Source organism: Planktothrix sp. PLAVEN19ND, assembly GCF_057220675.1.
The window spans coordinates 3791744-3804080 of record NZ_CM170132.1 but is presented as its reverse complement, the minus strand read 5'-3'; the positions used below and the strand labels follow the sequence as shown (position 1 = coordinate 3804080).

The window sequence follows — 12337 nt, the reverse complement described above, 5'->3', positions numbered from 1 at the left end:
GTCCCCTTCTTCAGCCCCTCGGTCAGACGTGGGGACTTCCTACAGATGATGCTGAAAACATAAAAAGTTTTGTATCTTATTTATATAGCAACGGACATGGCGATTAGGACAAAATATAGGTCATGTCCCTTGCGAAAGCAAAGAATCCATGTCCTAAGCCTGATGGCGACTGCCATAACACTAACTTTATTATAAATATATATTAAAAAATACATTAACATTACTCTAATAAGCTTATTCTTAAAAGGGATAGTTTATTTTTAAAGGAAGGTTAATGTGGCCAGACTAATAGATGACACTAATCAGGATTTTTTGGTTGGAACCAGTGATAACGATGAAATCATCGGGCTAGAAGGCAATGATAACCTCTTTGGCCTGCAAGGAGACGATCTCTTGTTCGGCAATACAGAGGATGATGTTCTGTCTGGTGGACGAGGAAATGACGTTTTATTTGGTGGTCAGGGCGATGATAGTTTGTTTGGAGGTAAAGGCAATGATACCTTGTATGCCGATGCAGGTTCAGATACCCTAACGGGTGGACTAGGTACAGACGTATTTGTTTTTACACGAAAGTCGGGTTCACTAGCCCTGGTGAGCGCTGATGTGATCACTGATTTCACAGTCGGCCAAGATCTGATTCAACTTCGGGGGATTTCGGTTCAAAGTATTGAGTTTAAAGATAATGGTTCAGGAGGTACAATTGTCCGCCATAAAGACACCCTGGAAATTATTACAATTCTTCAGGGGGTTAACAGCAGTAGTGTTGACACAAGTATTTTAGTGTCGGATGTTCCAGAACCGGAAGTTACCCCAGAACCCGCTCCCGAACCCACCCCGGCACCAACTCCGGCACCAACTCCGGCACCAACATCCGCACCAACTCCGGCACTAACTCCGGCACCAACATCCGCACCCACTCCAGAAACAACCCCAGAACCAACATCCGCACCCACTTCAGAAACAACCCCAGAACCAACATCCGCACCCACTTCAGAAACAACCCCAGAACCAACATCCGCACCAACACCAGCACCGACTCCCGAACCAACATCCGCACCAACCCCAGCACCCACTCCAGAACCAGGTGTCTCTAATTCACCAATAGTAGAGGCGAACAAAGGGTTACAGGTAGCGGAGGGCGAAACCAAAACCATCAGCCAAACGGAACTCAAGTTTACTGATGACAAAGAAACTGATCCAAGTAAGATTGTTTACACTCTGACTAATGCACCCCAATTAGGGGAACTCAAGTTAGATCTAACTGTATTAGGGAGTAATGCAACCTTTACTCAAGCCGATATTGATCAAGGCAAACTTACCTATAGCCAAACTCAGCCCGTATCTACTACTAAAGCTGAACCTGTTTTGATTAGTGGCGATGCTGCCCATCCCTATCATAGTTCTTTTAGTTTTGTCGGTTCTAAGGTTTTCTGGCTAGAAGGGCCTACCTTAGATGAACAAGCAATCTTTGGCTATGATGGCAGTCAAACCACTCGCTTCACGGACTTCCTCTATACCATTGCCTATCCTCTTGGTGACACAAGTAATCCCAATTCCTCCAACCCTGTGTTGTTTCATGCCTTTAATTTTGGTGTTGGTGAGAATAAGGATATTGTGAAGATTGAGGAATCAACAGCAACTTCTATCAGTCCGAATACCACTAAGAATCAGCCCATCGGGTTTCAGTACAGTCAAGACGGTAAGGTAACCTATCGGTTCACAGGTGAAGATAGTAATGGTTATCAACAACTATGGACTTATGATGGTCAGACCGTAACTCAATACACGAATGAGGATTTTACTCGCATCGGCTATACTTCTAAGTTTGGAGCCACTCCTGTCAACGGTAAAGATGTCTTGTTATTTGATGCTAAGAAAGGAGAGAGTTCCGCAGTTTATAAATCTGATGGAACAACAACCACAAAGTTAACTCCCGATTTTAACTTTGAATTTCTCAACGTTAATGCGGTTCCAAATGACCAGTTTTTCATTGCAGCTTCAAATCCATCTACAAGTCCTGAAAATCCTACGGTTTTTGAAGGAGATATTTTCTTCTACGACGGCACAAACACAACTAAACTCAGTAACGAGAGTACCAAGAATCGACAACTGTTAACGACTAATAGTTCTAATACTCCTACTTTCTTCTGGACAGGTGACGATGGGAGTGGGTTTGAACTATTCCGCTCCGATGGAACAACCACAACTAAAATTACTAACAACAACTATACTGACATCTTTCAATTTCAAAAAATTGGAGATGATCAATCAAATCTCTATGCTTGGAAAGTGTCAGATGGAACAACAGACCAGATTTTGAGTTACAACATCGAGACGAACGAGATTAAAACACTTTCGTCCGAAAGTACCCAGAATTCCTTCATCTATACTAATAGTTCATACAACTCACAAAAGTCAAATGATGTTTACTGGAAAGGTGATGATGGTTCAGGTGTGGAACTCTACCGTTTTAATGGCACAACCACAGAAAAATTAACAAATCAGAACTTTGCTGCAATTGAGCGAGTGCAAAAACTTGATGATCAGAAGTTTATTATTAGTACCTATAACCGAGCAAATCAAACGGAAACAGGTAAAATCTTTTTGACTGATGGAAACACAGTCACAGAAATCAGCAACCCCGATGTTCAAAACAATCAACTTCCACTAGGAGATTTTAATCCGTCATTAGGTGTGATCTGGACAGGGGAAACAACTGGTGATGGTGATTACTTCACCACAGACAATTTATTCCGCTATGATCCTGTTACGGGTGAAACAACTCAGTTGACGACCCTGGGTAAATTGCAAGGCGTTTTATCCGCTTCTGATCCAGAATTAGGTCTATTGTGGTCAGCTAAAGATGGCGAAGCAGATGGTAATGTCGATGATATAGAAATCTTCCGTTATGATCTGTTAACTAAGACAACAACCCAGTTAACAGAACAGAACTTTAATATTTCGACCCGCATAGAATTCGACCCGGAAACAAAAATCGCTATCACTTCCCTTCAAGGAGGTTTTGATGTTCCATCTGGTTCTATGGGTGGCTCGCCAATTTTCCGTTATGATCTTGCCGCCGTTACTGGTGCATCTTCAGATAGTTTCCAGTTTACTGTTTCTAATTCATCCTCCGATACCAGTTCACAGGTATTTCCGTTGACGGTTGTATAAGTGAATTATTCACAGAAAATTGAGTGATTAATCACCAGGAATTAGTAACTTTAATCGTTATCCCTCTGTTAAATCGGGGGGATTTTTTTTGGTAGTAGTTGTGGTTTTCTCCTAAGCTGTTGTGCACCTATAATTGTGATTAGGAAATTGCCCCATCCCTGTAGTGGGAGCGTCCTCGCTCCCTAGAATATACAGTTTAAATGCACAACAGCTTAATATAGCAAGTCTAAATCAATTGTATAAATAGTTTGACATCCAATTCATCGTAGGGGCGAGGCGCGCCTCGCCCCTACAGGGGAATATAAATATTTTTTGCGATTAACAATTACCGTGAGTCATTTTGTACAATCCATTTAGACTTGCTATATAATAGGAAATAAGTAGTAATCGGGCGGGTTTATAAAGGTGATCTGTAGGAATTATAAATTGTGACGGAACCCGCCCCTACAATTAATATTATTGTGCGGTTTTATTTAACATTTCTTGAAGTTGTAGGACGGCTTTATTATTCCCCTGTTGTGTATATAATTCCAGGGCTTTTTTCCAAGCATTCGTCGCTTCGGCGGTATTGCCTTTTTTCCAGAAGGAGTCCCCTAAATTTTTTAAGGCTTCCGCATAGTCAGGATTAATTTCTAAGGCTTTTTGATATTGGGCGATCGCTTCATCCCATTGTCCTTGACTAGCGTGTAAAAATCCCAAACCATTATAAGCTAGGGCATATTGAGGATTCAAACTAATAGCTTCTTGATAGGCTTGAGTGGCTTCTTCAGTTTTTCGTTGATAAAATAAAGAGTTTCCTAAATAAAAATGATATTTAGCTTCTTTGGGTTGATTTTCTACCAATTTACGAAAAATTGTTTCAGAAGCGGCATAATTTCTAGCTTGATAGAGTTGAATTCCTTGACGAACTATTGCTTGTCGAGATTCTTTCTTATCTAACTTTTGCTGTTCCGCTTCACTGGGTTTACCCCGCAACTCGCTGGGAGTGGGTAAATCATTTTGAGCTTGTACTTTCGACGATAATACAATAATTATTCCTAAAATTATTGTTGTTACCTGGGTGAAATTTAACTGTTTAGTTTTCATCTTTGTAATTGTAATCTGATCTTAAAATTTTTCCTCACAATATTCCGACAGGTTGTTATCTATCGGAATATTGATCATATTTTAATTAATGCAGAAAATGACGAATACCCGTGAATACCATGACTAATCCTAACTCATTGGCTGCGTTAATTGAATCTTGATCTCGCATACTCCCTCCCGGTTGCACAATAGCAGAAATGCCCGCCGCCGCCGCCGTGCGAACTGAATCATCAAAGGGGAAAAAGGCATCACTCCCTAAAACACCGCCTTGAGCGTTGTCTCCGGCTTGTTTCAGGGCAATTTCTACTGACCCCACCCGATTCATTTGTCCGGCCCCCACCCCTAATGTTGTCTGATTTTTAGTCACAACAATGGCATTAGATTTAACGTGCTTAACCACTTTCCACGCAAACATTAATTCCTCTAATTCTTCTGGCGTGGGTTGCTTTTCTGTGACTACTTTCCAGTCCGTAGATTGTTCAACTAAATCATCGGCGGTTTGAACTAAAAACCCCCCTGCAATTAGTTTAATTGTTTCCTTTGAACCTTGAGTTAAATCGGGTAAGATTAACACCCGTAGGTTAGATTTTTTCTTGAGAATTTGAGCAGCTTCTGGATCACAATCAGGGGCAACAATACACTCTAAAAAGGTTTTACTTAAAGCCGTTGCCGTCTCTTGATCAATAGTTCGATTTAATGCTACAATTCCCCCAAAAGCCGAGGTTGAATCCGCATCAAAGGCTTTTTTATAGGCAGCAGATAGGCTATTAGCAACGGCTACACCGCAGGGATTCGTATGTTTTAAAATGGCTGCTGCGGGTTGCTCGGGAAACTCACAAATAATCCGTCTAGCGGCTTCTAAATCCACTAAATTATTATAACTTAAGGGTTTGCCTTGTAAAATCTGACCCGACGCCCACCCGGTGGGCTGGGTTCCGGTTTGATACCAAGCCGCCGGTTGATGGGGATTTTCGCCATATCTTAAGGATTGAATTTGAGTTCCTGCTAAGACAAAACTTTGGGGTAAGGGAGATTCAGAATTGAGTTCTTGTTGTTCTAAATAGGCTGCGATCGCCCGATCATAAGCTCCCGTATGTTGAAAGGCTTTTAAGGCAGAATGTTGCCGAAATTCTAAAGAAATTTCCCCATTTTTTTGCTTAAATTCTTCTAAATAAGATCCATATTGTTCGGGATTACATAATACAGTTAAATGAGCATAATTTTTAGCCGATGCCCGTAATAAAGTAGGGCCACCAATATCAATATTTTCAATCGCGTCTGCTAAAGAAACATCCGGTTTAGCAATAGTTTGTTCAAAGGGATAAAGATTAACCACGACTAAATCAATCGGGCGAATATTATGGGTTTCTAACTCGCTTAAATCTTGAGGAACATCTCGACGGGCTAAAATTCCCCCATGAATGCGAGGATGGAGGGTTTTAACTCGTCCGCCTAAAATCTCAGGAAATCCCGTATAATCAGAGACTTTGGTAACAGTAAGTCCAGCTGCTTTTAAAGCTGTTGCTGTCCCTCCACTACTAATTAAATCGAAACCTAATTCTTCAACTAGGCTTTTAGCAAACTCAATCAGTCCTCGTTTATCAGATACACTCAATAAAGCTAAACGCGCCATGGGGCAAAACTCCGAATTCAAAAACAACAGTCTACCATTGTTGCACCTACTGGCTCAATTTCTGTTCCTACCCATTACCACCGATGACAAAACCGACCTCAAGAACTCAATTTGTAGATTGTAGATATTTTGGTCAGTGAAATCCGCTAGAATATGATCAACAAACGTAAAAACAAGCCCAAAAATCCATATATTCTAGCTTTTAATAGGCAAAATTAAAAATGACTACAGTCATGATTGTCGATGATAGCAACGCTCTCCGAGAGATAATTGCTAAGATGTTGCGAGACAGTGGGATCGAGGTGATCTCAGCCGAAGATGGAGTTCAAGCCTTAGAAAAAATTGAACAGGTTACACAACTGGATTTAGTCGTATTAGATATTGTCATGCCCAATATGAATGGCTATGATCTGTGTCGCCATATTAGAAAAAATCCCAAAACCCAGAATCTTCCTGTAGTTATGTGTTCTAGTAAAAGTGAGGAATTTGATCGCTACTGGGGAATGAAACAGGGGGCGGATGCCTATATTTCCAAACCCTTCCGTCCTGAAGAACTGTTGAGTACCATCAAACAACTGCTACGGAGGTAAGGATCAGTCATCAGTTATCAGTCATCAGTTTTAGGGGCGGGTTCATCCAGATTGAGGTGATTAACTCCTATCTAAAATAACCCGCCCGTACCCGTTAAACAGTTATCAGTTGAGGAGTTAATAAATTAACTGTAAACTTCTTAACTGATAACTGTTAACTGTTAACTGATGACTGAATAGTCGTCCCGCAGATTATTCTTCTTCGGTACTATCAATTTCATCATCCTCATCTTCTTCATCTTCTTCAGGGGTTAAAGTCCCTTCGGGAACTAACTCAATAGTTGAGTTTTCTTCCAACCAGGTGAAGGTTTTTTGTTGAACTAAATCTTCCGTCACAAAAGCCCGCAACCGTTGAGGATCAACATCTTGACCCTTAAGTTCTGAAAGAACTTTGATTTCTTCGGCTTTAATTTCTTCATCGGTGACGGTCAAAGATTCTAGTTTGGCGACTTCCTTCAAAGCTAAAGACCGCTTCAAAGCGTCAATTGCCTCTGGACGGGCTTGTTCTCGCAGACGAGGCACCATTTCCCCCGTGAATAACCGTTTAACATCTAACCCCATCTTGCTCAACTGCATCACCTGTTCAGTAATCAGTCGGTCAACTTCCTGACGAATTAAAGTTTCAGGTAAATCGACTTCAATGGTTTCTGCTAAAGCATCCACTAAGGCTTTGCGTTGATTGGCTTTGGTTTGGTCGTCCTTTTCCCCTTGAAACCGCTTTTCCAAAGATTCCCGCAGTTCCGCTAAAGTAGAAAACTCGCTTACTTCTTCGGCAAACTCATCATCTAACTCTGGGAGTTCTTTTTCCTTAATCTCATTCAGAGTAATAGTAAAGGTGGCATCCTTCCCAGCAACATCTTTATCCCCATATTCATCGGGAAACTTCAGATTTAAGGTTTTGGTTTCTCCAGAATTCATGCCCACAATGCCATCAACAAAACCAGGGATAAACCGACCTTCCTCCAAATCCACCTGGAAATTATCACCCTTAGCACCCGGAATTTCTTCCGGTTCGCCCGTTTCCGACTCTTGGGTAAAATACCCTTTAAAATCAACAAACGCCACATCCCCTAATTGGGCGGGTCTAGCTTCAACCGGAATTAAGGTAGCTCTTTTTTCCTGTTCCTGTTTTAATACCTGTTCTACCTGTTCGGGGTCAAACTTAACTTCTTCGGCTTGGACAGTCAAGCCCTTGTATTGACCGAGTGTCACCTCGGGTTCCACATCTACAACCACTTTAATCGTCAGGGTTTGTCCGGGTTCAAATTGCTGAATCAGTTGATCAATATCGCCTTGAGGCTCAAAGTTGCCAATCGCCGGAATATTCTCCTGTTCGACAGCTTTGGGTAAATACTGGTTCATCAAATCATCCAACGCAGCCGCCTTAATTCGTTCCTGACCCAAGCGCTGAACCAAAATGTGGCGAGGCACTTTGCCTTTGCGGAACCCAGGAATATTCACCGAACGGCTCATCTTCCGAACAACTTGCTCATAAGCATTTTTAGACATCTCAGGGGTAATCTCAATGTCCAATCCAATTTGACTTGCGGGAAGTTTTTCCTGGGTTACTTTCATAAAAAATCGTGATATTCTGAATTCAACACCCCCAACATATTTAACTCGCGGGGGAACCATAATCACCGGATTAGCAAGGTAAGATTGCTAATGTCGGGTTGTGTACTCAAATAGTGATCGTAACTGATTATGCGCCCTTGTGTGACCGTTTATTAGATTCCGTTCTATTTTGGTCAAAATCGGAACGGCTAAACTATAATAGATGGGGGAGATTAAGCCTCCACCCGACAATTAATAATAATTAACCCAAAGGTTTTACGGACTATAAAAATTTAGATTTATTAAAATTGCTGTTTTTTGATTACGGAGGTTACAATTTTGTCAAATTCTTATCGAGTTGCCATTCTGGGGGCGACGGGAGCGGTCGGGGCGGAGTTAATCGAACTCCTGGAAAGTCGCAATTTTCCAGTGGGGGAATTAAAGTTATTGGCTTCTCCCCGTTCGGCAGGAACCTCCTTAACCTTTAGGGGGGAAAGCTTACCCGTTGAAGCTGTGTCGGAAACCAGCTTCGATCAGGTTGATATTGTGTTGGCATCGGCCGGAGGATCAACCTCTAAGGTCTGGGCTTCAAAGATCGTGGAAGCCGGGGCTGTGGTGGTCGATAACTCCAGCGCCTTCCGTATGAACCCCGATGTGCCGTTAGTCGTCCCGGAAGTTAACCCGCAGGCTCTTAACAACCATAAAGGGATTATTGCTAACCCCAACTGCACCACGATTTTAATGGCGGTGGCGGTTTGGCCGTTATATCAGGTACAACCGATCCGGCGAATTGTGGTTGCGACTTATCAATCAGCCAGTGGGGCTGGGGCCAGGGCAATGGAAGAAGTCAAGCAACAGACCTTAGCCATTTTGCAAGGAGAAACACCTAAAACAGAAATTTTCCCCTATCCCCTGGCTTTTAATCTTTTCCCGCACAACACACCGATTAATGAATTGGGTTATTGTGAAGAAGAAATGAAAATGATTAATGAAACCCGCAAAATTTTTGGGGTCAATGATCTGATGATGACCGCATCTTGTGTCAGGGTTCCCGTGTTGCGCGCCCATTCAGAAGCGATTAACCTAGAATTCGAGCAACCTTTCCCTGTGGAAAAAGCACGGCATATCCTCAGCACCGCCCCGGGAGTGGAACTGGTGGATGATCCCAAAGCTAACTATTTCCCGATGCCAATTGATGCCAGTGGACGTGATCCGGTGTTAGTGGGTCGAATTCGTCAGGATTTATCCCATCCCTGCGGATTAGAATTATGGCTCTGTGGAGATCAAATTCGCAAGGGTGCCGCCTTAAACGCGGTGCAAATTGCTGAATTGTTAGTGGAAAAACAACTTTTAGGTTTACGGCGTTGAGGTTTTAACCATGACAAACGCAGGAAACACCGATAATTGATATTAAAGACAAATGGTAAGTTTTGGACGAGTTATAACAGCCATGGTAACGCCGTTTTACGAAGACGGTAGTGTGAATTATGCAGAGGCGGAAAAGTTAGCGGCTCATTTGGCGAGTGCCGGAAGTGATGCCCTGGTGGTGTGCGGAACGACGGGGGAATCTCCGACCTTGACTTGGGATGAGGAATACGAGTTATTTCAAGTCGTGCAGAAAGCGGTATCAGGAACAGCTAAGGTAATCGCCGGAACGGGATCGAATTGCACCCAAGAGGCGATCGATGCCACCCAGAAAGCAGCTAAACTGGGATTAGATGGCACATTACAGGTTGTCCCGTATTATAATAAACCGCCCCAGGAGGGTTTATATCGGCATTTCCAAGCCATCGCCCAGGCCTGTCCCGATTTGCCAATTATGCTTTACAATATCCCTGGACGCACAGGACAAAATCTCCTCCCAGAAACGGTAGCGCGTTTGGCGGAGATTGGGAATATTGTGGCGATTAAGGAAGCCAGTGGCAATTTAGATCAAGTCAGCCAAGTTCGACGGTTGACACCCTCCGAATTTTCGATCTACTCTGGGGATGATTCTCTGACCTTACCCATGTTAGCCGTTGGTAGTTACGGGGTGGTCAGCGTCGCCAGTCATCTGGTGGGAACGCAACTCCAACAGATGATTCAAGCCTTTGCAGCGGGTCAAATACAAGTAGCAACCGACATCCATATCCGATTATTGGAGTTGTTTAAAGTCTTGTTTGTGACCACAAACCCAATTCCGGTGAAAGCAGCATTGAACTTGCAAGGCTGGAATGTGGGATCAACTCGTTTGCCGTTGTGTGACCCAACGGTTGAAGTGACAAACGCATTGAAGAACGTGCTGAGTCAATTAAATCTAGTTAAGTAGGATTTCGGCACACTTTTCTAGGCTTTGTGAAAACTAAATATCCACTCCTGATTGACAGAATTTTCAAAATGATTAGGATGATTCTGGAAATTCTGTCAACTCTTAAGTTTTGCCTTGATTATTTCAATTGTCAACCCCTAACAAAAAAGGATCAGCATGATTAAAAACAGCAACACTCCCGTGATTAGAAAAAGAAGCTCGACTATGGCTTCCCCCACTTCGACTCCGGTATTTAGTTCCGGTTCCCTGAAAATTATTCCTTTAGGGGGATTACATGAAATTGGAAAAAATACTTGCATCTTTGAATATGAAGATGAAATTGTGATTTTAGATGCGGGTTTAGCATTTCCCACCGATGGAATGCACGGTGTTAATATTGTTTTACCCGACGTCACCTATCTGCGGGAAAACCGAGAAAAAATCAAGGGAATGATTGTTACCCATGGTCATGAAGATCATATTGGGGGCATTGCTTTTCACCTGAAACAATTTGATATTCCGGTAATTTATGGCCCTCGGTTAGCAATGGCATTATTACAAGGAAAATTAGAAGAAGCTGCCGTTGCTGATCGTACTGAATTACGCTCAGTTCGTCCCCGGGAAATGGTCAGAATTGGGAAATATTTCCTAGTAGAATATATTCGCAATACCCACTCCATTGCTGATAGTTTTACCGTCGCCATTACAACTCCGGTGGGTGTGGTGATTCATACGGGAGATTTTAAAATTGATCATACTCCGGTGGACGGAGAATTTTTTGATTTCCAACGGTTAGCCGAATACGGAGAAAAAGGGGTTCACTGTTTATTAAGTGACTCTACAAACGCTGAAATTCCAGGATTTACCCCGTCTGAAAGTTCCGTTTATCCCAACTTAGAGCGGGTTTTTGCCCAAGCTCAGGGTCGGATTTTAGTCACAACTTTTGCTTCCTCTGTTCACCGTCTGAATATTATTTTAGATATTGCTCAAAAACAGGGACGGTTAGTATCGGTGGTGGGTCGCTCCATGTTAAATGTGATTGCCCACGCTCGGACATTAGGATATATCAAATGTGAAGATCGGTTATTTGTGCCCCTGAATGCAATTAGTGGTATTCCTAATGATAAATTACTGATTTTAACCACCGGATCTCAAGGGGAACCGTTATCGGCATTAACCCGAATTGCTGAGGGAGCCCATCGTCAAATTAATATTAAGCAAGGGGATACCGTTGTCTTTTCAGCTAACCCGATCCCTGGGAATACAATTGCAGTGGTGAACACCATTGATAAATTGATGATGCAGGGAGCAAATGTGATTTATGGACGGGAAAAAGGGATTCACGTTTCCGGTCACGGATGTCAAGAAGATCAGAAATTAATGTTGGCTTTAACCCGCCCGAAATTCTTTGTTCCTGTGCATGGAGAACACCGGATGTTAGTTCAACACCAAAAAACGGCCCAAAGTATGGGGATTCCTGCCGAAAATATGGTGTTAATTGATAATGGTTTTGTGGTGGAATTAACCAAAGAATCTATCCGAATTGCGGGTAAAGTTCAAGCCGGAATTGAACCTGTGGATGCCTCTCGCTCTGGGGTGGTTAAAGATGAAACCATGAAGGAACGCCGTCAGTTAGCCGAAGAAGGGATAGTTACAATGGCGGTAGCTGTGGGAACCGATGGTAAGTTATTGGCACGGCCTGAAATTCATTTAAAAGGTGTGGTAAATAGCGTTAATCAGGCTGCTTTACAAGAACAATTAACCCAAACTATCGAAACAGTTTTAAGTGAACGTTGGACAGAATTTGCCCGCACTTTTGACTCAGAAACTAAGGAAGTGGACTGGGAGGGGTTAAAAGTTCAAGTCGAACGCTCGATTCAGCGCGTCCTGCGCCGCGAAATTGCTAGTAATCCTTTGTTGGTTTTATTAGTTCAAATTCCCGACGAAGAACCTGCTACAAAACTCACGGGTCGCCGTCGTCCTCGCAGCACGGCAAGAGTTGCTTCTTAGGTT

General features: G+C 42.7%; 8 protein-coding genes. 5 read left to right on the top strand and 3 right to left on the bottom strand.

Annotated features, from left to right (window positions below):
* The first annotated feature begins 276 nt into the window (after positions 1-276).
* Positions 277-3174 (top strand): cadherin-like domain-containing protein, encoded by a 2898-nt coding sequence (locus tag AC2D3N_RS16350; protein ID WP_484691505.1) that lies wholly within the window; start codon positions 277-279, stop codon positions 3172-3174.
* A gap of 456 nt (positions 3175-3630) precedes the next feature.
* On the opposite strand, the gene AC2D3N_RS16345 is transcribed toward AC2D3N_RS16350, so the two are convergent.
* Both AC2D3N_RS16345 and purH read right to left on the bottom strand, forming a co-directional pair.
* Positions 3631-4260, bottom strand: coding sequence for a tetratricopeptide repeat protein (locus AC2D3N_RS16345; RefSeq protein ID WP_079678269.1), 630 nt, complete (start codon positions 4258-4260; stop codon positions 3631-3633).
* Between the two features lie 85 nt (positions 4261-4345).
* The gene (gene purH / locus AC2D3N_RS16340) at positions 4346-5893 is read right to left on the bottom strand and encodes a bifunctional phosphoribosylaminoimidazolecarboxamide formyltransferase/IMP cyclohydrolase (protein ID WP_484691504.1); all 1548 of its coding nucleotides are present in this window, start codon (positions 5891-5893) and stop codon (positions 4346-4348) included.
* Positions 5894-6114: 221 nt separating this feature from the next.
* Here purH and AC2D3N_RS16335 point away from each other — a divergent pair, with 221 nt between their 5' ends.
* The gene (locus AC2D3N_RS16335) at positions 6115-6483 is read left to right on the top strand and encodes a response regulator transcription factor (RefSeq protein WP_079678271.1); all 369 of its coding nucleotides are present in this window, start codon (positions 6115-6117) and stop codon (positions 6481-6483) included.
* Positions 6484-6675: 192 nt separating this feature from the next.
* On the opposite strand, the gene tig is transcribed toward AC2D3N_RS16335, so the two are convergent.
* The gene (gene tig / locus AC2D3N_RS16330) at positions 6676-8058 is read right to left on the bottom strand and encodes a trigger factor (RefSeq protein WP_484691503.1); all 1383 of its coding nucleotides are present in this window, start codon (positions 8056-8058) and stop codon (positions 6676-6678) included.
* Positions 8059-8376: 318 nt separating this feature from the next.
* On the opposite strand from tig, the gene AC2D3N_RS16325 reads away from it, so the two are divergent.
* The 3 genes from AC2D3N_RS16325 to AC2D3N_RS16315 all read left to right on the top strand — a co-directional run bounded on the left by AC2D3N_RS16325 (position 8377) and on the right by AC2D3N_RS16315 (position 12334).
* Positions 8377-9405, top strand: a complete 1029-nt coding sequence (locus tag AC2D3N_RS16325) for an aspartate-semialdehyde dehydrogenase (RefSeq protein WP_484691502.1) — start codon at positions 8377-8379, stop codon at positions 9403-9405.
* A gap of 52 nt (positions 9406-9457) precedes the next feature.
* Positions 9458-10345, top strand: a complete 888-nt coding sequence (gene dapA / locus AC2D3N_RS16320) for a 4-hydroxy-tetrahydrodipicolinate synthase (protein ID WP_079678274.1) — start codon at positions 9458-9460, stop codon at positions 10343-10345.
* A 204-nt stretch (positions 10346-10549) separates the two neighbouring features.
* The gene (locus tag AC2D3N_RS16315) at positions 10550-12334 is read left to right on the top strand and encodes a ribonuclease J (RefSeq protein ID WP_234996654.1); all 1785 of its coding nucleotides are present in this window, start codon (positions 10550-10552) and stop codon (positions 12332-12334) included.
* Positions 12335-12337: the final 3 nt, after the last annotated feature.

Bases quoted from the DNA above. Each gene is read 5' to 3' on its own strand.
- dapA (WP_079678274.1), top strand. From the start codon at position 9,458: ATGGTAAGTTTTGGACGAGTTATAACAGCCATGGTAACGCCGTTTTAC.
- purH (WP_484691504.1), bottom strand. From the start codon at position 5,893: ATGGCGCGTTTAGCTTTATTGAGTGTATCTGATAAACGAGGACTGATT.
- AC2D3N_RS16345 (WP_079678269.1), bottom strand. From the start codon at position 4,260: ATGAAAACTAAACAGTTAAATTTCACCCAGGTAACAACAATAATTTTA.
- tig (WP_484691503.1), bottom strand. From the start codon at position 8,058: ATGAAAGTAACCCAGGAAAAACTTCCCGCAAGTCAAATTGGATTGGAC.
- AC2D3N_RS16315 (WP_234996654.1), top strand. From the start codon at position 10,550: ATGGCTTCCCCCACTTCGACTCCGGTATTTAGTTCCGGTTCCCTGAAA.
- AC2D3N_RS16335 (WP_079678271.1), top strand. From the start codon at position 6,115: ATGACTACAGTCATGATTGTCGATGATAGCAACGCTCTCCGAGAGATA.